Source organism: Kordia sp. SMS9 (assembly GCF_003352465.1).
Taxonomy (GTDB): Bacteria; Bacteroidota; Bacteroidia; order Flavobacteriales; family Flavobacteriaceae; genus Kordia.
The window spans coordinates 2,023,113-2,045,924 of record NZ_CP031153.1; the positions used below are offsets into that span (position 1 = coordinate 2,023,113).

Here is a 22,812-nt window from a genome sequence, read left to right on the forward strand (position 1 = left end):
ATTAGTACATTATGATACCTGAAATAAAAGAAATAACAAATAAGTACAAATGTAAAGTAAGTTTAAACTTTAAGCTAGATAATAATAAAATCGTATCATCTTCTTGGAATGATTATTTTATATTTCATCCACCAAATTATATTGAGATTCCTTCTGAAGGTATTATAAAAGTATCTAATGTTGATTCTTTACAAATTAATGCGGAGCAAGAAGTTTTTCTTGGCAGACTAGTACCTCCCAAGAAAATAAATCGAGTAATTGAGATATCAAAAGAATTAGAATTGATTACAAAAAAGTTTTCAATAAAAAATGATTCAATTATTTCTATAGATTTAAATGATTTTATCTCATAAATAGAGTATCGTATATATAATGTAAGTAAAAAGTAACGCTATTTTGGTAATGGTACAGATTAGTTGACGAACTATTTTTGAATCATAAACATTTATAAAACAATAAATTAAAAACAAATTTATATTACAAAAGGATGGACATAATGTTCATCCTTTTCTTTTTTAGCGTGTTTAAAGGCTTTAAAATGATTTTTTTTCATCTTAGTGGTTCACATTAGTTGATAGAAAAATATGAAATGTAAGAACTGTAAAGGTCTAGCGGTTAAAAATGGTAAACAATCAAACGGTAAGCAACGGTATTACTGTAAAATCTGTAAACTGAGTTTTCAAAGAAGCTATAATTATAGAGCTTATAAAATTGATACCAATAAAAGTATCTATCAATTACTAAGAGAAAGTGTTGGCATAACGGCTATTGCACGATTACTTTCTATATCAAAGACTACGATTATTAAACGCATAAAAGAGATGGCTTGCTTGATAACAAAGCCATTATTTGATGAACGACATCAATATTACGAACTTAATGAAATGCGAGTCGTAGTTGGTTACAAATTAAATGAAGCTTGGATCACGTATGCAATCAATAGATATACCAAAAAAATAATCAACTTTATTGTCGGGAGAAGAACCAAACGAAATATTTCTGTAATTACAAAATCAGTACTTCAACTTTACCCAAAGATGATATTTACCGATCAACTAAAAACATATAAAAGCCTTATTCCCAAAACTCAACATGACACTAGAAAGAAAAATACAACAGTCATTGAAAGACACAATTTAACCTTACGTACACACCTAAAACGTCTCTCAAGAAGAACAATTTGTTTTAGTAAAACCTTTGAGATGCTAGAAGCAACCTTGAAACTCTATCTTTGGGGGTATCAATTAAAGTTTTGATAGGAACGGAGATTCTATTAAAAAACACTTCAAAAAACAGACTTTTTAAGAATACTTTGATGCTGATTTGAGTTTTTTAATGTTCTGTTGAAAAAGAAACTAATAAGCAACTATCAATCCTCCCGAAAAACACCGTTAAGTGTTGATATTATTGGATTGATGGAAGTACGCCCAAGTTTACGAGAACGTGCAAAAGCATCCGAACGCATTACCACAAAAATCGTTGACTTTGTAGAAATATTTATTAATGAAATGTAGTTTGGTTTTTTAATTCTAACTGTTCTTGCAACAAAACGCAACAAGAATCAAAGGTTGTCACCTAAATCACTGAATACTAAAATTGTTTTAATGAAGATACCGCAACAAAATGCAACAGTTTGCAACAAAACGCAACAACTACATTTAAAGGACAAACAAATTACCCGTTCAGACTACTTTTTGCATCCTTTACAGCTTTCACTAATCCACTAAAAGCACTTATATAGTATTTTGAAACTCTTAAAAATCCATAAACGACAATCCCCGTAATGATGATTTTTGTCGCAGGATGCTTAAAAATTTCTTTTGTATTTATAATTGGTTTTACCTCTGATTTGATCGAAGCTACATCAAGTGCATCTTTTATTGATTTTTCTGTTTTTCTCATAGAATTGGCGTTTTATAATTAAAAATGATTTGAGAAGATCAAAGTGCTATACTTTGAATCTTGTATTTTTTTCAGCATCTCTAAATCCTGTTTTTAATAAAGATGCATAAGAATTTTGAAAAATCATTTGTTCACTTTTGTAACTCGAACAATTTGAAAGAAGTTAGAAAATATGTATTCACAAAGAGGACATGAGTTTAGAAAGTTATTTCAAACTCAATGATGGTACACCATTTTTTCAACGGAAAGTACTAGCCAAACCGCGTTTGCATTACAAAACACTGATAATGAACAAGTTAAATATTCAGAGGCTTTTTAAAGGTACTATTTGGATACTCTTTGGCTACTTTCAAGGTACTTCTGAGACACTTCCGAATCACTTCTAGGTAACTTTAAGGGTAATTAGACTTCATCTAGCATAACGCTACTCTATATTCTATCATCTTAAAAATAGCTTTGGACGATACCTTCAGCAGTTTGCAACAGAACGCAACAACTTGCAACAGAATGCAACAATTCGCAACAAGAATCATATTTGGCTCTAAAGGTTTAAAATTGTTTTACTTAACGTTCTTATCATTAAACGATCAGTTTGGAATAATATGTTCTTTTGCTCAACTCATTGCTTAGCAGTTAGCTGAAAATGTTTGCTAGTCATTAAGCAATGAGTTGAAAATGGATGGATTTTTAGTTCTTTTTATCATAGAATGTGATAAGCTGAAAATATTAACTCATCACTAAGCAATGAGTTGCAGAATGATTGAATTTGATTTTCCATGAAAGTCAAGCCAAATTTACCTTTAAAAGAAAGGTGAAGTTCGAATTCCATTTAAGCCCTATTTTTCAAAATCCATCTTACATAGAGGATGTTTTCAGTCTCACCTTCAAGTTGTTTTTAAAATTTAGTTTCAAATAGTATTGCATTTTCAAGCTCACTTTATAGTGTTTACGGGTATTCAAAGACTTTTGTGTAGTACACAAAATTTTACAAATGATATCTCGGTTTTGTTTTAAATCTTTGTAATAATCATAAAAGAATGTGTTGACACATCTAAAACGAATGTGTAACCTTAAAAAAAGGAAGTGAAGAAAATTAAATTTATAATGACTAAAAAAAATGGATGTTATCTGATTGAAAATCAGACAATAACTAATTAGCAGAGTAGCTACAAGTAATTAAACAGTAAAATAAGAGTAAATAAAGAGTAATTAATAAGTCATTTTTCGGGCAACATTGTTTTGGGTGTTTTCACGATATTTCAAAACACTCATATTTACTCTTAAAGGCTTTAGGGTTCAAGTTACAAAAGTGAACAAATGATACTTCAGTTTTCTTTTAAATCTTTGTTTTCAGAAATCGTAACAAAGAATTTATTTGACCGTATCGGTCATGATCGTTCGCAATAGGTCGTTACAAGACCGTAGAGACTTAAATAATAACAACCTTTAAAGAAATTTAATAAGGTATCATCGAAAAGAAAATCAAACACATACTAAATCAAAAGAAAATAGTTTAAAAAATCGCATCGAATCGCTTCCAATGTCGTCGAATCGCGTCGAATGTCAGAAAGCTTGTTATTATTCTTTTCATTTTAGTAAGATAGAATTCAAACGAGCCATTTGTACTGATGAAAAATTTAATAAAAACCAATTAGACAAAAATAAATGTTCAATTCAAAATAATATAAATGCCATTCCTTAGATATAAATTGTAGGATTTTAACTATTAATTAATAAAGAAAGCCTTTGAATTCCTTTTCATTCTTTGTACTATTGAACTATGATTTTAAGCAATTTTACAATTTTTGACAAAGGAATGAAAACCAACTTTCAAATAGTACTGGTTGGCACTCACATGGTAGTTCCTTTAAATGAAAAATGTAAAAGACATACAGGCACTAAAAACAATTACCATTGAAGAATTAAAAAGCTTTGATGGACTTGCTGATATGTCTATACAAAAAGCCCAGCAGATCATACAAACACTTAAAGAACTATCATTATTAACACATAATATCGTTACCAAACATGAGCAATCTTCAACAATTTCAAAGCTTCGGAAAACGAAGTAACAAATCAGTTATTAATAACAATAAGGCAGTTATTTATACAAGAGTTTCAAGTGGAAAGCAAAAAGAAAATACAAGCCTAGAAACGCAACGAGAATATTGTACACTTTATGCAGAGCGGGCAAAGTTTGAAATAAGTGGATACTTTGGTGGCACAAACGAGAGCGCGAAAAATGATGATAGAAAAGAGTATCAAAAGATGCTCACTTTTGTACTTCAAAAAAAAGTATCAAATATCATTGTATACAGTATTGATCGTTTTTCGCGTGCGGGTTCTTCTGCAATCACTACCGTTGAAAAATTAAAGGAAAAAGGAATCAACGTGATATCGGTAACACAACCCATGGACACCGAAACATCTACGGGTACATTCTTTCAAAATCTCAACTTACTATTCAGTAAATATGATAATGACCAACGCAAAGAAAAAACAACTGCGGGAATGAAACAACGCCTTTTACAAGGATATTACATTGGAGTTGCGCCCTTGGGTTATACAAATGCTAGAGATAAACAAAACCGTCCTATTTTAATTCATAGTGAGAAAGCTAAACTTATACGCAAAGCATTTGAAAGGAAAGCAAACGAAAATATATCGAATGTTGAGATTATAAAACGCTTAAAGAAATACGGGTTAACGATACAAAAACAAAATATGACGCGTATATTTAGAAATCCCATCTACTGCGGATTACTGGCAAATCGTTTACTTGATGGTAAGGTTGTCAAAGGAAATCATACCCCTATCGTATCAAAAGAATTATTCTTAAAAGTAAATAATATCAACACAGAAAAAAACGGTGTAAGAAGTAAACAAAGAAAGAACAATCCAAACTTACCAATGAGGGGATTTGTAAAGTGTGATGCATGCGGAAAACCGATTACAGGATATACAGAAAAAAAATACAAGCTTGATTATTATAGATGTCATACAAAAGGGTGTTGTGGATATAGCCGTGCTGACAAACTAAATGAAAAGTTCAAAAACTTTTTGAGTACATTTCAAATAAATGAAAAATTCATAGCCCCCTTAAAGCTACAAATGAAGTATACCTTTGAATACTACAATGAATCAAATAAGGATGTTTTAGAGCAGTTAAAATACAATCACAAAGTTATCAAAGAAAGAATAGAAAATGTAGAGGAACGTTTTGTATATGGCGAAATAAACATGGAACTTTACAACAAGTACATCAATAAATTAAAATTAGAAGAAGCGGAAATATTGAAAGAAATTGAAAATAGTAGTATTAAAAAGTCTAAGTTCAATTTACACGTTGAAAACTCATTAAAACTATTAACTAACTTACGGAATACGTGGGAGTTATCGAATTTTGTGATGAAACAAAAACTACAAAACCTATTGTTTCCTAACGGTATTCACTATAACCGCGAAAATGATAGTTATCTAAGTTTGGAACTGAATCCAGTATTAAGCTTAATAAATACATTATCAATTAGTTATAACAATATTAAAAGTAGCGCAAATACAAACGAAATGAAAAAGTTGCAAGAGGTAACAGCGAAGCGCGTCTAAAGCGCCAGCTTCGAAAACACATCCCAAATCACCACACCCGCACTTACCGAAATATTCAACGAATGTTTCGTGCCAAATTGCGGAATTTCAATCACGTAATCACTGGCAGAAACCACTTCTTGTTGCACGCCTTTTACTTCATTTCCAAAAACCAATGCGTAGGTTGTTCCTTTTTGAGGATTGAATTTGTTCAGCATTACAGCGTTTTCGGCTTGTTCTATGGAAGCGACGTTTACATTATTTTCTTGCAGTTCTTTTACAAGTTGTAACGTATCTTCTCGGTATTCCCATGCAACGGAATCTGTAGAACCTAATGCTGTTCGGTGAATGTCTTTATGTGGCGGTTTTGCAGTAATTCCACACAAATAGATCTTTTCAATCAAAAAAGCATCACTCGTTCTAAAAACGGAGCCAATATTGTTTAAACTGCGAATATTATCCAAGATAACAATAAGTCGTGTTTTTTGTGACGATTTGAATTCGTCCACACTCAATCTGTTCAATTCACTATTTTTGAGTTTTCTCATAGATACTTCCTAAGTTTTACTTGAATTTACTTAAATTCGCAATGAACTCATTTGGACTTTTAGGATTTAAGTGAAAATTAGGAATTTTAAGTTCTGTTGAAGTATTTTTTTAATTTCATAGTAGCGCTACGGAACTCAAAAAAGACAAAAACAGGTTTTAAAAGAACAATTTTTTAGCAAATACGAAAAGTGCAAGTGAGTTCAATTTATAATTTCTGCAAAAATAACATTAAAAATAGCAAACATTGGCAAAAAGTAGCGCGAAAAAAGTAACTCCGTTAATGAAGCAATACAACGGCATCAAAACCAAATATCCTGATGCAATGTTGTTATTTCGAGTGGGCGATTTTTATGAAACGTTTGGAGAAGATGCTGTGAAAGCTGCGAATATTTTAGGAATTGTACAAACCTATCGAAACAATGGTGGCGAAAATGTAGAACTTGCAGGATTTCCACATCACTCCTTAAACACCTATTTGCCAAAGCTAGTCAAAGCGGGCGAAAGAGTTGCCATTTGCGATCAATTGGAAGATCCGAAACAGACTAAAAAGATTGTAAAACGCGGTGTCACCGAATTGGTCACGCCAGGCGTAGCTTTTAATGACGAAGTTTTACAAGCTAAAACCAATAACTTTTTGTGTGCCATTCACTATGGAAAAAAGTGGTTGGGAATTTCTTTTTTAGATGTGTCTACAGGAGAATTTATGACGACGCAAGGTTCCGCAGAATACATTGATAAGCTGTTGCAAAACTTTAAACCGAGCGAAATTTTAATTCCGAAACAGAAAAAGCGGGAATTTGCAGATACGTTTGGAAGCAATCATCACGTGTTTTTTTTGGAAGATTGGGTATTTAAGTCCGATTTTGCCGAAGAAAAACTCATCACACACTTTGATACAAGTTCGCTAAAAGGGTTTGGCATAGAAGATTTACAAGAAGGAATTATTGCTTCTGGTGCCGTGTTGTATTACTTATCGGAAACGCGCCATAACAAACTACAACACATTACGTCCATTGCGCGTATTGCCGAAGATGCGTATGTGTGGATGGATCGTTTTACCGTGCGAAATTTGGAATTGTATGCTTCTACCGCGTTCAACGCAATTACGTTGTTGGATGTAATTGACAAAACGATTTCTCCAATGGGCGGACGTTTGTTGAAACGTTGGTTAGCCTTGCCATTAAAAAATAGTCAGCAAATAAAACAGCGACATGAAGTTGTAAATCATCTGTTGCAAGAAAAAGGGGAACTGGAGAAAATTCAGCATCATATCAAACAAATTAGTGATATTGAACGTTTAATTTCTAAAGTTGCTACAGGTAAAATCTCGCCAAGAGAAGTCATTCAACTGAAAAACTCCTTGGAAGCCATTGTTCCGATCAAACAAATTACAAGTCACAGTAAAAACGAAGCGATCAAGGTCATTGGCGACACGATTCATGAATGTGAGTTGCTTCGCTCCAAAATAAAAGAAACTTTAAACGAGGACGCGCCCGTCAATATTTTGAAAGGAAATGCCATTGCGAGCGGTTATTCGGACAAGTTAGACGAATTGCGCGGGATTGCCTTTTCAGGGAAAGATTATTTGGATAAAATGCTGGAACGCGAATGTGCCGCAACGGGAATTCCATCGTTAAAAATCGCGTCAAACAATGTGTTTGGTTATTATATTGAAGTCCGAAATACGCACAAAGCCAAAGTTCCAGAAGCGTGGACGCGTAAGCAAACCTTGGTGAATGCCGAGCGTTATATTACGGAAGAACTGAAAGAATACGAAACGAAGATTTTGGATGCTGAAGAAAAAATTGCGCAGATTGAACAAGAGTTGTTTGCGTATTTGGTCGTTTGGATCAATCAGTACATTAAAGCCGTGCAGCAAAATGCAAATATCATAGCGAAGTTAGATTGTCTCTGCGGATTTGCAACGTTGGCAAAAGCAAATAGTTATGTATATCCGCAAATGGACGATTCGTTTGATTTAGAGATTAAAAACGGACGTCATCCTGTGATTGAAAAACAATTACCAATCGGGGAAAAATACATTGCAAACGATGTCTATCTCGATCGTGATGCGCAACAAATCATTATGATTACTGGACCGAATATGAGTGGTAAATCGGCGATATTACGTCAAACTGCCTTAATTGTTCTCTTAGCACAAATGGGAAGTTTTGTGCCCGCAGATTCCGCGAGAATCGGTTTGGTCGATAAAATTTTTACGAGAGTAGGAGCGAGTGATAATATTTCGATGGGCGAATCGACTTTTATGGTAGAAATGAACGAAACGGCTTCTATTTTGAATAATATTTCAGAGCGAAGTTTGGTGTTGTTGGATGAAATTGGTCGCGGAACGAGTACGTATGACGGAATTTCGATTGCGTGGGCAATTTCAGAATATTTGCATGAACATCCTTCGCGAGCGAAAACTTTATTTGCCACACATTATCATGAATTGAATGAAATGACGGAAATTTTTGATCGCATCAAGAATTACAACGTTTCTGTAAAAGAATTGAAAGATAACGTGATATTCTTGCGTAAATTGGTTAAAGGTGGAAGCGAACACAGTTTCGGAATTCATGTGGCAAAAATGGCAGGAATGCCACAGCAAGTCATTCACAAAGCCAATAAGATACTGAAACGCTTAGAAAAATCGCATTCGAGTGAAGAATTGGCGGACGATTTAAAAAGTGTAGAAAACGACATGCAACTCAGTTTTTTCAATATGGACGATCCGTTATTGGAAGAAATCAAAGAAGAAATTTTGATGACCGACATTGATACCTTAACGCCTGTGGAAGCCTTGATGAAGCTCAATGAAATTAAACGTATGTTGCAGCGAAAAAAAAAGTAATTGATAACGAGCGTATTATAAAATAATTCATTCTTTTTTTTGAAAACGTTTTGGTATTAAAAGAAATGTGTTAAATTTGCATCCGCAATACAGCAATAGTATTGTACGTTCATTTAAAACAAACTGCGAAAATAGCTCAGCTGGTAGAGCGCAACCTTGCCAAGGTTGAGGTCGCGGGTTCGAGCCCCGTTTTTCGCTCATATACATATACCAAGCTCGAGTGGTGGAATTGGTAGACACGTTGGACTTAAAATCCAATGACCCTTGGGTCGTGCGGGTTCAAGTCCCGCCTCGAGTACTGTAAGAAAGCCGAAGTTTTAAACTTCGGCTTTTTTTGTTTGGGTACAACATAGGTACAACATTTTGGATTTATATTATTCTTTTCAATAAAGCTTTTGTTTTCTTCAAATAGAAGAAATTATACAAATCAAAAATTGTGTTTTGTAAGTAATTACGTGACAATAAGTCACATAAGTTTTTTATGGCTTATTTTTTGTCATTTTAGTTATTAATGAAAAAAAATAGGTTTAATAATCAAGTTGCCTCTATTAAAGAAGCTGTTGATACAGATAGGTTGGTGGTATTTGCTGGTGCTGGAGTCTCAAAAGATTCAGGAATACCATTGTGGAGGGAATTGGAAAAAGGCATTGAAAGTCATTTAAATGAAACACTTTATGAAAGTGATGCTTTAAAAATAGCTCAAATGCTCTACAATGAAAAAGGTGAGAAAGAGTACAATGATATCATAAAAAAAATACTGTTCAAAAATAAATCATCTTATAATCCTCTTCATGAGATACTTTTTGAATTAAATCCTCAACACATTATTACAACTAATTACGATGACTATTTTGAGACAGTAATCTATGATAATGGACTACCTTTTTCAACAGTTTCTAAAGATCAGGATGTTCCCTATGCTAGACATAAAAAGCTTCTATTAAAATATCATGGAGATTTTGAAAACCATAATATCGTACTTAAAGAAAATGACTATCTGCAGTTTTCAAAAAATCACACTTTAAAAGAAGTGTTCGTAAAGGCTTTGTTTAGTAATAAGGTTGTTTTATTTGTTGGTTACAGTGTTTCTGATCCTAACCTAAAAATTCTTATCAAAGATATTCAGCATATTCTCAAAAAACATTATCAAAGAGCTTATCTACTTACTACTAAAACAGATGTAAGTATCACTGAAATAAAATATTTTGAAAATCTTGGAATTAATATAATTGTGCAGGATAGTAGTATTAATATAAAACTATCTAATAAACCACAATTGTCTAATATAGGTTTAAAAGTCTATTCTCAATTGGAGTATATAAGAGACTTTAATGTATATAACTATAGGAATTTATGTGATGACTATAGCTTAGAAGATAACAAAGTAAAAAAATCAAGAATTATTAATGACCTCTATAATTCTATTTTACGATTCCATTACTTGAGAGTCTTACCTCAAAAAACTTTAGCAAATTTATACCCCATTTATAAAGATGCAAGATCAAAAGCGGCATATCTTATTAGAGGAGCTACTCTAAATACTTTTAACAAAGAATTATATCAGTTAATATCTGATTACAGTGGGTATGATGATGATAATTTTTCTAGTGAAGATAAGGAAAAATTAAATTACTCTCTCTCAAGGATAGGTATGTCTGGGTTATATTCTTTAGGCAGGGTCGATATGCCAGACTCTTGGGGTTCTTATGCCGCTGAGGAAGAAACAGATATTCTTTCTAAGATTAAAGTTGACCATAATTGTAAATGTATTGACTGTACTTTAAACAGCTTTGATTATTCTAGGGCTTTAGAAAAAATATTTAAGTATGTTATTACTGATAAGACTACTCTATGGGATGATCTTATTTATTATCATGGTCTGTATAGAGTTAGAGATTATTACAAATCATATTTAGCACTAAAGGATATAATCCTAAAGGCTAATAGATTAAATAGATTAGATGTTAGTTTTATAGCTAAGTATAATATCAAAAGATTAAAATGGGCTATTCCTGAAGAGTATATTTATGGGAGAATGAATTATAATGACATTAGAGCTATTGAATCAGAGATAGAAAAAATTGATTTAAATGAGGAACTTGATAAAGCTAAATATTTTGTAGATAAAGATGTATTTGATCTATTAATAGAAATAAAGGATGGGGCTTACATACAGAGACTATGTAATGAAATTGATGAAATTTTTATAAAGGTTCCCAAAACAGTAGAAAGTATAGAAAATGGAGGTTCGCATAGTAGCAATGTATTTAATAACTTACATAGAAGCGTAAAAAAACTTAAAGACTTTTTAGAACTAAATTTTATTCTTGGTAATGGCTTTTCTCCAATAGAGTCTACATTAAGAAAATCTATTGAAACTTTTATTTTAGGCTATTACTTGAAGGATTTTGCAGAGATTAGGAAACATAATTTTAGGGTGTCTCATATACAAACCTTTGATTTATTTATGTTTAATCTACTGGTGGAAGACTCTAATCCAAAAGAAATAATCCGTGTATTAGAAAAGTACGAGATAAAAAATATAGAGGTAGAGAGCAAAAGTTTAGGCAAAATATGTTTTCGAATTAATAACTTTTTTAAATCTAGTTATACAATATCTAGGCACTTTGATAACAAACCTAGAAAGAATGAAATATTTATTTCTACTGTAACTCAAAATGAAAGCTTTCAGAAAAAGTTAAAAAGTAAATTTAATACTATATGCGTAATTATGGCATATTTTGAATTCACAAAAGAGCAGTTTAAAATTTTATATAGTAATCTTAATTACTTCATTGAATTTATGAATTTTAATGAAAGAGATTTTGACTTTTTTGCAAAAATAATAGAGAAAAAAAGTAAAATAATAGATACAGAATACTTAAATAAAACAGTCCAAATATTTGATAAAAAAAATATTATCAATAATTCGTATGTAGCTCTTTTAGATGCTCTAAAGAAAAAAGATAAGAACTATGAACATAGGAGTATTTCCGTTGAAACTCTTGATTTAGATAAGCTTCATTTTGATATTTCAATTGTTTACAAAGTAGTTAATAGAGACAAAAAGAAAATTCTAAAAAAACGCATTGAAGAAAAATTAGAGGAAGCACCTGACTTGCAGATGTATTATATTGCAATTAAACAAAAAATACTCTCAAGTAAAAAGGTTAAGAATAAATATAAAGGTTTTATAGTTAAGAATTTGGAAGTTGAGTTAGCTGAACAGGGTACTAATAATGAACTATTTCAATTTAAAATAAAGCAGTTTTTTGATTTGGTAAATATAGGTTTTTTAGACATCGAAAATATTGATATAGATAATATTAGCGAAGAAAGATTTAAGTTCTTATTGAATCCAGAGGGATATGATCCAAAAAAATTTGATGTGAATTGGTTGAAATTCTATAATTGGGATTCATATAGCAAAAGATATGCTGATATAGAATATATTGAATTAGCTATTCAAGAGTCTTTACGAGAAAAGTTTGATAAGAATTTAGGTGAATTTTATTTTAAGATGAGAAAATATAAATCATAATTGTTTATTGTACCATTTTAGACATTAAAATTTAATCCGGTTTTTAATCATCACTAACTTCACGAATGTTTTTATCGATTAATGGATAATTAGTTTTGAATATCTTTTGCGTTTGTCTGTAAAGATTTGGACAAAGTAAAGTCCCTTTGAAAAATCAGAGACTTTATATCTTGAGCTAGATTTGTAATCTTCAATTAGTCTACCGTGAATATCATATATTTTTACAAACTCTATATTTTCGCTCAAGCCTTTGAGTATAAAATAATCTTGTGTTGGGTTTGGATAAAGGGCGACAGTTTCTAAATCAAAATCATCATTTGATAGAGGAGAACTGTTAAATTCATAGACTCTGACATGCCCTGCATTTGCAGCTACTCCATCATTTAGATGTGAGCCAATAGCAACTCGATTGCCAGCTCCATCAAGACTAACGGAATATCCTGATTGGCTATCAAAGAAAGCTTCTCCGTCAATATCTTGACCTAATTGATCCCATTGACCTTGCTCAAATTCATATATGCGTACATGACCAGAATTCGCAATACTACCATCATTATACCGTGCACCGATCGCAATACGATTTCCAATGTCATTAATGCTTACTGACCAACCAGACCAATCATTAATAGCCTCACCGTCGATATCTTGTCCTAATTGACTCCAGTTGTTGTTATCAAATTCAAAAACCCGAGCATGACCAGAACCAAAACCATTTCCATCATTAACATATGCGCCAATGATTACTCGGCTTCCATCTGCATTGAGACTAACCGAATGTCCTGAAAAATCATCAATGGCTTCGCCGTCAATATCCTGCCCAATTTGTACCCAGCCTGAGTTATTAAATTCAAAAACTCTAACATGACCAGCAAAAGAAGAGCCGCCAGCATTATATCTTGCACCAATGGCTACTCTGTTCCCATTATCACTTAGGCTTATTGACCATCCTGACCGATCTGTTGCTACTTCACCATTAATGCTAGAACCTAATTGTTGCCATGCATTGTTTACTAACTCAAAAATTCTAACGTTTCCTGCATTTACTCCACCATTGTCATTAAATGGTGCGCCAATCGCTACACGATTTCCATTAGCACTTAGGCTAACTGAATATCCAGACTGATCTTCAACAGCTTCACCATCTATATCTTGTCCTAATTGAACCCAATCATTATTATCATATTGATATACCCTTACATGACCTGAATTAAATACACCACCATCATTATAGCGTGCACCAATTGCTACACAGTTTCCGTCTGAATTAAGGCTTACTGACCATCCTGAAAAATCTAAAGTAGCCTCACCGTTTATATTTGATCCTAGTTGTACCCAACTTCCATTAACTACTTCATAAATTTTTACATGACCTGCTTCGCTACCATTCCCATCATTTAATTGTGCTCCAACTGCTACACGGTTACCGTCTGCACTTAAACTCACAGAATAACCAGATTGATCACCAAAAGCCTCTCCATCTATGTCCTGACCAATTTGTGAAAATTGTGAAAAGCCTAATAATGGAAAAATGAGAACAATAATTATTAGTATTTGCTTCATAACTTTTTTGCTGAAATTCAACTAATGAAGTTAATAAGAATAGATTTGAAATCCTTACGGGTTTCCTTATTATAAAACAAATAATTAATTTATGTCAATTCAGATAGTTTTTCAAAATGAGGGTGATGTAATGCTTCTATTTCATTCCCAGTATCCAAACAGTTTTTTAAAATATCAAAAGCATTAGAAAAATTGAGAACAAAATTAGGAATGCTGTATCTTTTAAATTCACTAATAATAAAATCTAACCTTAATGACGGGGAAGGGTGAGTATCACAAGAATAATCATTAGTTAAGTCAGATAAATTCCAAAAGATGATTTTACAAACACTTATCATTAGCGAGGGAACGTCAAACTCATCTCCTTTTTTAGACTCACTAAACATCGCTTCTGTCATCTGAACGAAATCTAGACTTTCATAGCGACTGGTCAGAAAACATATAGGATTTAAAAAAGTGAATTTTTTTGATGAGTTTGGTTTATGTACTCCTATTGTATTTTTTAAATAATTTTTTTCGGTTATGTATTTGATAGAAAAATCTAATGCTATTGCGTCACAAGACAACTCCTCTAACCAATCCTGATTTCTAGGTATATTCCGTTCTTTAAAAAAATCTTCAGCCCTTTTAAAATAGCTAATTTCATGTGTACTCAACCTATTAACCAAGTGGCCAAATTCGTGCCCAATCATGAATATTTTCAAACCTTTTAGAATATCTAAACCTAATAACCCTTGAATTACATTAAGCTCTTTTTGCCAAGAACACATTGCTGCGCTCATAATTTCAGCATTACTAGGTCTAGCTAATTTCTTAATGTAAGTTCTATCATCTTCTTTAAAATTTACATGAAATATTCGATTAATTTCATTGTAATATGCTTGTAAAGATTTTATGTCAGGAACGACACAAGCCACAGAACCATATAGCATGCTCAGATATTCAAAGTGAATCAAAGTGCCTACACTGAGATGGATAAAATATTTTTTGTGTTCTTCTGAAAATGAAATAGAACCTTCAAATTGAAAATTCTCTCTCATAAAATTTCCAGCCCTTAAAAATGTAAACCCTCCAAAGCTTGAACTGATATTTTTTCCAGTTAGTTCATGTATGTATAGTCCAAAGTGACTTGCTAGGTCATTATAAAAATCTAATTCTTGTTTATAGGATTCTTCTTGATTAGTATCTGAATTTTGATAAAAGCCATTAAAAGTCTTTTCAGATATTAATCCATTATTAAACATTGCTTTGTAAAGTTTTTTTTGCTTTTTAGTTTCTTTCCAAGCATTAAAAACAACTTTTATATCTTCCCAAAGAAGACCATAAGCATCTCTAAAACTTAATCTTTTTCTTTTTTTTGACCTATTCATTAAATTTTAGATTTTCAGAGCATAGCTTAGAGATGCCTAATCTCACAATTAAAGCAGCTACTGTTGCAGGATTAGTTAGGTTCCACTTTGCAGCAATGATGTCAGTAATTACAGCTATCAGTAATACTGTTTCCTCTTTTGCAATTTTTTTAATTGATTCCTTATTACATATTAAGTTTTGGAAATCTTGGATTCGAGTATTCATCCATTCAATTGCTAACCTTTTAAGTTTGTTTTCAGGAGTTGGGAAAAAGCTATCCTGTTTTAATTGTTTACCAAGTTGTATATACAGAGTGTGATCATCCAAATTCAATGTGTCTTCGGCTTCTTGTAAGTATTTCAATGACATAGATATTCAAATTATTGACTTGGTTCATCTTTTAATTAATCTAATATTACTCAAATTCTGAATATTCGATATCTCTCCTGAGCTCAATGTACTTTTTACAACAGGCACTGGAGTAACTCCTCGCTTTTCAAATATTAGTTCAAATTTATTTGTTTGGAGATTTGTAGCTAAAGGATTTCTAATTTGATCTTGAATCCATTCAACAAATTCTTTTGGACTATCATTTAAATGCATTAACAGAGTTGATTTTCTTGCTCCTGGGAGACTTATTTTAAGTAATAAATCATTTACCATGGGCAGATCAGCTAAAATATAGTAAACATCTTCACAATAATATTCCTTCGGAATGGCAATGGTTTTTGGATTTGTTTTATTATTGATATCAAAGTATTTCACCTTATCATCATACTCAAGTATATTTCTTCCACGGCGACTTGTTTTAGGCGCGCGAATGATACCTTCATAATTTACATCAAGCATAACATCATTGGCGTTGCTACAATAAATTGCCCGAAATATATATTGATTTAAGCTTATATTATCAGCAATTTTTGATTTTTGATTACTAAATAAGTTTTTAAAATTAGTTAGTATATTGGTAGTAGTTCTAACTCGTGTTTGATTAAATTTTAAAGTTGCCGTAACAAGAACAATATCTGAGATATCTGATAAAGGTCTACCTCTTTGGGATATTGTTATTTCTTTTTCATTAAATGAAAAACCAGTTTTTAATCTTTTGTAGTTTAAATTTAAAGCTTCTTTTATGACTTCATTTGAGGCAAATTTTATATCTGCTTTAGCTCCTTTAGTTGCCTCTATTTTATTATTTGAAGATTTATCATTTTTAGTTGAATCTGTAGTGTTGTTACCATTACTAATCGTTCCTAAAAGATTTCCGTTAATATCATAAACATTTTGGGTGTTACTATTAATTAATTCGTTAGAAACATTGTTAGATATATTTGATCCTGAATCTGAGCTAACAGAGCCAGTTGCCTCACCGCTAATACCACTGCTAAAATCAACAGAGTTTGTTCTCTCCAATGTTCCCATGTCGATAGATTCAAACTCATTTTCTAATCTATCAATATTAAAAATATAAAGATCACTAGGTTGCGTAACTTTAACTTCAGTATTTAAGAATTCCATCCGAGTACCTGGATGTAAAAGTTGTTTATTTTTGTAATATTTTTTAATGTTTGAAAAAAGTAATCTAACTTTTATTTCTGTTAAATTTTTAAGCTTAGTACTTACATTTGTTTTTTTCTTAACTATAGAAAGAGGTGATTGAATAGCTTTGATAATCTTTGTCTCATCGGAAGATTTTTCTCCGATGACCTTCAAGAAAACATGCGGTATTGAGTCACGTAGATCAAAAAAAGTTTTTGGTTTTTCTTCTTTTTGTTTAGTAGAATTAGGAACCGGTAAAGCATTAACATTAACACTTACCACATCTTTAATTTCGCCTTTATGTTCAATTGTATGATAGAGATTTGAAAATCTAGTAGATGCACAAGATGATAGGATTAAGAGAAATGTAATTAATACTAGAAACGTATTTTGTATTTTCATAATTTGGTCAGTTTAGATTAATTGTAATTTATTATAGGCATCTATAAAACCTCCTCCTCTTAGACAGCTTCTTTGCTCAACACCTAGATAAATAGCTTCATGCTTTTCACCTATTGGAAATCCGTTACAATCAAGAACTTCATTATCATACCCGTTAATCCAAAATGATCTTGGCAAAGTAACTTGTTCTCCTATCTCCGCATCTATATTCTCATTACTGTATATGATTCTACTACTCAGGGGCTCGCCTGCAGAATAAGAAAATGCAACATTTTCAAGACCTTCTTCACGAAAAGCTCGTCTCATTTTTGCTTTAAGATAATTTCTATTATAATCAGTTGCAGAAATTCGCATCATGATTGTATTTTCTTCTATTTCTAGATTTCCAATCGCTTTTTTTGCTCTCGAAGCTATTTTAAATTTAGTATTCTCTTTCTGACCAATAGAAGACCATTTTATTTCGTCTTGTTGAGAATCAACACCTAAGACCAGTAAAATTTTTTCAATTTTATCCTTCATATTTTAATTTTTAGGTTAATACTGATTGTTCTAGATATAGAACTCCTTTAAATGAGTTTTTTAAAGTTAAAACTATTGCTAATCAGTTTTTTACGGTTTTCCTCATTTAAGAAATTTTTAATAAAAAAACAGACTAATTAAAGCCTGCTTTTATCTTCTGTAGATCACAAGTTTCAAATCAAATTTTCATCAGCAAAGCTCATATAGCTGTCTTCTGTGATAATGAGATGATCGAGGAGTTTGATATCAAGAACACTGCAAGCATGTGCCATTTTCTTTGTAATGGCTTTATCAGCTGCGGATGCTTTTAATGTGCCTGATGGATGGTTGTGTACTAAGATCATTGCAACTGAATTTGATAATAATGCAGCTTGTAACACGACACGAACATCAACGAGTGTACCTGTGATTCCGCCAATACTTATAAGATAATAGCCTGTTATTCTATTAGAATTATTAAGATAGAGCGCGTACATATACTCCCTGTGATTAATTTGTTCGAGTGGGAAAAATTTACGAACACATTCATTGACATGTCGTGAGCTTGTAATTTTTTCGAGTTCAATATCTTTTTGTTTAATGTAATTAAGTTGGATTTCTCCGATTAAGTTTTTTGAATTTGTGATGATCATTTGCGCCAAATTTAAGTGAAACAATTATTTGGCATTCATAGCAATCTTGAACAGCGTACATAACACAAGGAAAAGTTTCGCTAAGAAACCCTTGTGGTTTTACGCCAAGATTAGCTTTGACAAAGAATTGGTGAGGTGTGTTTGGTAGCAAAAATTACTAACTAAAACTACGGAGAGTAACTCAAAAAATACAGGATATATGTAACAATAATTCATTTCTTTTGTCTTATGGAGAAGAATAGAAAACGAGTAATTTAGTTTGGCGTTGTTTTTGTTGTAAGAAAACATATTTGAATAGCATTATTTTAGATTTCAAATGTACGTCAGTTAATTATTTGTTACGCTTATATAATATTTTCAAAATTTGTAAGTTTTTTACTTATATTTTGAAAGAAGATTAACAATCTTTAAAAAATCTAAAAACCTCTCCCAACCTAGTTTTTACAATTGTTCAAAAGTATAATTCTCAAGTTCCCTGAGAATTGTTTTTGATTTTTAATGCCAAATTATTGTTTAACTAAAAATATACAAAACACATGGAGGAAAGCACAGCACCGGTAGTAACTGGTAATGCAAACCCTAAATCAAATCTATTCAGATTTGTAACTGTAAGGCATCCACAAATGCCAACTGAAGAAGAATTAGAACGAGGATTTATTTATGCTCCAGCTGGACTTGATGATCCTTTTTCAAAAGCAGTAGCTTCATTAACGAAAGTTAATGAATATGAAAGATCAAAAACGCTTAGAGAAGTTTCTTCTGGTTTTACAAGGATGGAATTGTCAGAAGTTAAAAATCTGAATACTCCTTTGCATAAATTTTCATCTTGGCTGATGAGAAATCGTAAAAAAGTAGACTTTGCGACTATACATTCTCAACATCATGGAGTGGAGGTTTTAGATGATAATACACTAAAAAAATTATGGGAGAATTTGATTTATCAAACTGTAAATAATCAATCTTCATACACTAGAGAAGTACTAATTCAATTAATTGTTGGAGATAACTTCATTAAAAAACATAAAAATGAAGCGTTAATTAAAAACAATGAAGACTTACGTCGACTTGCTTGCGCACGAGTTGTAATTCCTACAGAAGTCGTTCCAAAACGAAAAGCAGCACCTTCAAAAAAAGCTAGACAGTTTTCGTTTTATGAAGAAGATCAAGATGTTAATGAAGCATCAGAAAAATTAAATCAGTATCAAAATACAATTGAGGAACTGCAGACGCTCAATGCTCGTTATGTTGAAGATTATGGGCATGAATTATCATCTCAGCCTCCTGTAGAAGAAAAGACTGAATTGGATGAAGAAGTCGAGGGAGTTGTAAAGCCACCATCACAAGTAGATATTCAGAAGGTTGTTGGTACTCCTTTAAGCGAAGAGTATATGAGAAATAAAATTTCTGATGTTTCTATTTCTGTCATTAAGGATTTGAAACTTTCGGAAGCCAAAACTCCTGTTGAAGCAATAAAAAAGCTTGAGTTAGAAATGCATAAAATCAGTACTGATGCATTCAAAGATGTAAGACTTACTAAAAAAGTAGTGGCTACTGGAGGATCAATTATTGAACTCAAAGATAGTAATAAAGGTATATCACCTCTAGTTTGCGATGATTCTGATAAACCAACTATCATAGATCAAGTAAATTTAACGATTAACGACGCTTCCAATTACATTAGTAATGCCAATACAACAACATATAGTATCGCTGGTGGAGCTTCGCAAGAAGTAATCACAGGAAACGGATATGTGGAGTGGAGAATACCAAGACTATCTTTTATTTATGGATATGATTCTTATGTTGGTTTGTCCTATGTAAATGAGAATGCTAACTTCAACACTATTGACTATGCATTATATGTGAAAATGAACCCTGTAACCAAAGCATTGTACACAGGAGTAATGGAAAGAGGTGTTGATAAAGGACAAGAAGGAAGCGCTACTGGGGGAGATGCATTCAGAATTGAAAGAGATGGAAATTCGATTAAGTATTTTAAAAATAATATTCTTCTATCACAAGCTATCGAAACTAGCCCAGGCGAGCCTTTGTGTGTGGATATTACGCTTATGCGTTACACGACGATACATTGTTTAAAATTCTCAGGTGAAGACTCAAATACTGGAGATGGTGGAACAGGAACTATACCTGAACCAAAAATGGCGCCATTAGGAATTGCAGATTATCGTAAAGTAGAACAAGAAGTTTGCTGTTATGTAGCTGGTGAAGTATCTCACATAGAAAATGTATTAAAAGGAGAATATAAAAAACGTTCTACTAGGAGATTACGTCGTTCAGAATCTACATATACAGTAGAAACCGAGAAAGAAACTGAAAAATTAAGAGACACTATTACGACTGATCGTTATGAGATGGAACAGGAAACATCTCAAATTATCCAAGAGGATACAGCGTTCGATTTAGGTGTGAGTTTGAGTACAAAATTTGGACCTACCAAATTAGTTGTCGATTCTAGTTTTGCAACAGCAACATCTACTACAGAATCTGATGCGCAAGCAGTTTTTTATTCACAGAGCGTTACAGATAGAGCAATGGAACGTATTGTAGAACGTGTTAGAGAAGAGCGCACAACAAGAATTATTGAAGAATTTGAAGAAAATAATGAGCATGGTTTAGATAATCGTGGAGAAAATAGTGCACATGTTACAGGCATTTATCGTTGGGTAGACAAAATATATAAAAATAGAGTTGTTAACTACGGAAAACGATTGATGTATGAATTTATGATTCCACAACCTGCGAAATTTCATTTATGGGCAATGACTCAAGATGACGGAGCTGATACAAGTATTGAAAAACCGCTTGATCCTAGAGAGTCAGGATTGTCAAAACACACTTCAATTACCGAAACAAACTATGCGCAATGGGCAGCTGCTTACGGAGCAAAAGTAGATGCGCCACCAGCATTATACAAAGAGGTTTCAAATGCTTATGCAGAAGATCCAAATAATGCTTCAAGTTTTAAATTCAAAGAAAACTCTTTTACATTACCAACAGGATATCTATTAGATACAATCGAAGTAGACGGGAATTTTTCTCGATTGAGTAGTAATGCTAGTAGAGTTTGGTTCACTATGGCAATTGGAGATGAGACATTCTCAAATCCTTATGGGTATAAAAATGTATATGGTTACAAAGAAGAAAAACTTCCTGTGTCTTTAATCTGTGGGTACATTTCAAAATTTTATTTTAATGTAACCGCAAGGGTAAAAAGAAAGCCAGAAGTTCTAGAGCAATGGAAGATAGATACCTTTAATAAAATATTGAGTGCCTACAGAGACCAAAAAGCTGCATATGATAATGCTTTGGCTGGACTACAACAATCAGTACTGAGAACAAATCCTGCTTATAATCGTTTGATTGAGCAAGAAGAACTCAAGAAAAGTTGTTTGCAATGGTTGGAAGTAGGTATGGGAGCTGATTTTTATATAAAAAAGGAAAACGGCTGTTTAGAATCAGAAGATATGCCAATACTTCAACGAGGTGGTCTAGAAAGTTATGCAAGTCAAGTCAAGTTCTTTGAGCAAGCATTCGAATGGGATATTATGTCATATCTTTTTTATCCGTATTATTGGGGAAAAGAATGTGAATGGAAAGAATTATACAGAAAAGATGATGTAGATCCTGTTTTCTTATCATTCTTGAAATCGGGTATGGCGCGTGTAGTTGTGCCAGTACGACCAAATTATGAGGAAGCAGTACTTCACTATATGGAAACAGATCAAATTTGGAATGGTGGAGAAATTCCAACAGTCAATGATCCTTTGCATTTATCTGTTGTTGATGAATTAGAACAAGGTGTTGGCGTCGTGGAAGGTGAACCGTGGGAGACACGATTACCTACTACTTTGACAATATTACAAGCACGTTCTAATGCTCTAGATGTTGAAGGGCTACCTTGTTTTTGTGATGATTATACAGGAGAAGCAACTGGAGACTCTGGCTTGAGTGGTGGTAGTGACTCTGAAGGAGGGCACGATCACGGAGAAGAGCCTGGGTAGCTTTGACTTAGGCGCTAATACAACTTCGGTCATTTATAATGAATTAGATAATGACGGAATGGATGAATTCCGTTTCAGATTATTAGATACAAGTGGAACTGTTATTTTGAGTAGTAGTAAACATTATGTTTCAGAAGCACTAGCTTTTGCAGCACTTCAAAATGCAGTACACCACTATCTACATACTACTAATGGTATTGATATTAAAGAATCGTCAAATGGCAAATGGTATTTTAATGTGGTTGATGGGCAACACAATATAGTTGCTAGACGCATTGAATATTTTGAAACGCAAGTGCTTTGTCAAGCTGAAATAGATAGAGTACGAACGATTCTTGAAACTAATTAAAAATAAGA

Annotated in this window: 17 protein-coding genes and 2 tRNA genes; 11 read left to right on the forward strand and 8 right to left on the reverse strand. The window is 32.3% G+C overall.

Going from position 1 to position 22,812, the window contains the following annotated elements; all coding sequences use genetic code 11:
* The first annotated feature begins 11 nt into the window (after nucleotides 1–11).
* From KORDIASMS9_RS08720 to KORDIASMS9_RS23155, 3 genes are all read left to right on the forward strand, one after another.
* Nucleotides 12–353, forward strand: a complete 342-nt coding sequence (locus tag KORDIASMS9_RS08720) for a hypothetical protein (protein ID WP_114902477.1) — start codon at nucleotides 12–14, stop codon at nucleotides 351–353.
* 231 nt (nucleotides 354–584) lie between these two features.
* The gene (locus tag KORDIASMS9_RS08725) at nucleotides 585–1,256 is read left to right on the forward strand and encodes an IS1 family transposase (RefSeq protein WP_114902478.1); all 672 of its coding nucleotides are present in this window, start codon (nucleotides 585–587) and stop codon (nucleotides 1,254–1,256) included.
* Nucleotides 1,257–1,343: 87 nt separating this feature from the next.
* Nucleotides 1,344–1,514 carry a hypothetical protein gene (locus tag KORDIASMS9_RS23155; protein ID WP_162819839.1) on the forward strand — a complete coding sequence of 57 codons (171 nt, stop codon included), beginning with the start codon at nucleotides 1,344–1,346 and terminating at the stop codon, nucleotides 1,512–1,514.
* Between the two features lie 160 nt (nucleotides 1,515–1,674).
* Here the strand turns inward: KORDIASMS9_RS23155 and KORDIASMS9_RS08730 are convergent, their stop codons facing one another.
* Entirely contained in the window at nucleotides 1,675–1,902 is a 228-nt protein-coding gene (locus KORDIASMS9_RS08730) for a hypothetical protein (protein WP_114902479.1), read from the reverse strand.
* A 1,871-nt stretch (nucleotides 1,903–3,773) separates the two neighbouring features.
* Here KORDIASMS9_RS08730 and KORDIASMS9_RS08740 point away from each other — a divergent pair.
* Together KORDIASMS9_RS08740 and KORDIASMS9_RS08745 are read left to right on the forward strand one after the other, a co-directional pair.
* Nucleotides 3,774–3,974: a hypothetical protein gene (locus tag KORDIASMS9_RS08740; protein ID WP_114902481.1), complete on the forward strand. Its 201-nt coding sequence runs from the start codon at nucleotides 3,774–3,776 to the stop codon at nucleotides 3,972–3,974.
* Nucleotides 3,931–5,508: a recombinase family protein gene (locus KORDIASMS9_RS08745; protein ID WP_114902482.1), complete on the forward strand. Its 1,578-nt coding sequence runs from the start codon at nucleotides 3,931–3,933 to the stop codon at nucleotides 5,506–5,508. Before KORDIASMS9_RS08740 ends, KORDIASMS9_RS08745 begins: the two co-directional genes overlap by 44 nt.
* Here the strand turns inward: KORDIASMS9_RS08745 and KORDIASMS9_RS08750 are convergent.
* The gene (locus KORDIASMS9_RS08750) at nucleotides 5,505–6,035 is read right to left on the reverse strand and encodes an RNA methyltransferase (protein ID WP_114902483.1); all 531 of its coding nucleotides are present in this window, start codon (nucleotides 6,033–6,035) and stop codon (nucleotides 5,505–5,507) included. The two genes, KORDIASMS9_RS08745 and KORDIASMS9_RS08750, sit on opposite strands and share 4 nt — an antisense overlap.
* 281 nt (nucleotides 6,036–6,316) lie before the next feature.
* Here KORDIASMS9_RS08750 and mutS point away from each other — a divergent pair, with 281 nt between their 5' ends.
* From mutS to KORDIASMS9_RS08770, 4 genes are all read left to right on the forward strand, one after another.
* On the forward strand, nucleotides 6,317–8,890 hold the full coding sequence (mutS, locus tag KORDIASMS9_RS08755; protein ID WP_371412769.1) for a DNA mismatch repair protein MutS: 2,574 nt from the start codon (nucleotides 6,317–6,319) through the stop codon (nucleotides 8,888–8,890).
* Between the two features lie 125 nt (nucleotides 8,891–9,015).
* A tRNA-Gly gene (locus tag KORDIASMS9_RS08760) sits at nucleotides 9,016–9,088 on the forward strand.
* Nucleotides 9,089–9,104: 16 nt separating this feature from the next.
* Nucleotides 9,105–9,188 (forward strand) — tRNA-Leu (locus tag KORDIASMS9_RS08765).
* Nucleotides 9,189–9,401: 213 nt separating this feature from the next.
* Nucleotides 9,402–12,431, forward strand: coding sequence for an SIR2 family protein (locus KORDIASMS9_RS08770; protein ID WP_114902485.1), 3,030 nt, complete (start codon nucleotides 9,402–9,404; stop codon nucleotides 12,429–12,431).
* Between the two features lie 78 nt (nucleotides 12,432–12,509).
* On the opposite strand, the gene KORDIASMS9_RS08775 is transcribed toward KORDIASMS9_RS08770, so the two are convergent.
* The 6 genes from KORDIASMS9_RS08775 to KORDIASMS9_RS08800 form a co-directional block, all read right to left on the reverse strand.
* The gene (locus tag KORDIASMS9_RS08775; RefSeq protein WP_114902486.1) at nucleotides 12,510–13,991 is read right to left on the reverse strand and encodes a T9SS type A sorting domain-containing protein; all 1,482 of its coding nucleotides are present in this window, start codon (nucleotides 13,989–13,991) and stop codon (nucleotides 12,510–12,512) included.
* Between the two features lie 89 nt (nucleotides 13,992–14,080).
* Entirely contained in the window at nucleotides 14,081–15,361 is a 1,281-nt protein-coding gene (locus KORDIASMS9_RS08780; RefSeq protein WP_114902487.1) for a hypothetical protein, read from the reverse strand.
* On the reverse strand, nucleotides 15,354–15,710 hold the full coding sequence (locus tag KORDIASMS9_RS08785) for a hypothetical protein (protein ID WP_114902488.1): 357 nt from the start codon (nucleotides 15,708–15,710) through the stop codon (nucleotides 15,354–15,356). Before KORDIASMS9_RS08785 ends, KORDIASMS9_RS08780 begins: the two co-directional genes overlap by 8 nt.
* A 24-nt stretch (nucleotides 15,711–15,734) precedes the next feature.
* Nucleotides 15,735–17,282, reverse strand: coding sequence for a hypothetical protein (locus tag KORDIASMS9_RS08790; RefSeq protein WP_114902489.1), 1,548 nt, complete (start codon nucleotides 17,280–17,282; stop codon nucleotides 15,735–15,737).
* 12 nt (nucleotides 17,283–17,294) lie between these two features.
* Nucleotides 17,295–17,801: a hypothetical protein gene (locus tag KORDIASMS9_RS08795; RefSeq protein ID WP_114902490.1), complete on the reverse strand. Its 507-nt coding sequence runs from the start codon at nucleotides 17,799–17,801 to the stop codon at nucleotides 17,295–17,297.
* Between the two features lie 173 nt (nucleotides 17,802–17,974).
* On the reverse strand, nucleotides 17,975–18,433 hold the full coding sequence (locus KORDIASMS9_RS08800) for a RadC family protein (RefSeq protein WP_114902491.1): 459 nt from the start codon (nucleotides 18,431–18,433) through the stop codon (nucleotides 17,975–17,977).
* A gap of 536 nt (nucleotides 18,434–18,969) precedes the next feature.
* On the opposite strand from KORDIASMS9_RS08800, the gene KORDIASMS9_RS08805 reads away from it, so the two are divergent.
* Nucleotides 18,970–22,455, forward strand: coding sequence for a hypothetical protein (locus KORDIASMS9_RS08805; RefSeq protein WP_162819840.1), 3,486 nt, complete (start codon nucleotides 18,970–18,972; stop codon nucleotides 22,453–22,455).
* Nucleotides 22,412–22,804 carry a DUF1508 domain-containing protein gene (locus KORDIASMS9_RS08810; protein WP_162819841.1) on the forward strand — a complete coding sequence of 131 codons (393 nt, stop codon included), beginning with the start codon at nucleotides 22,412–22,414 and terminating at the stop codon, nucleotides 22,802–22,804. The genes KORDIASMS9_RS08805 and KORDIASMS9_RS08810 overlap by 44 nt, the downstream gene beginning before the upstream one ends.
* Nucleotides 22,805–22,812: the final 8 nt, after the last annotated feature.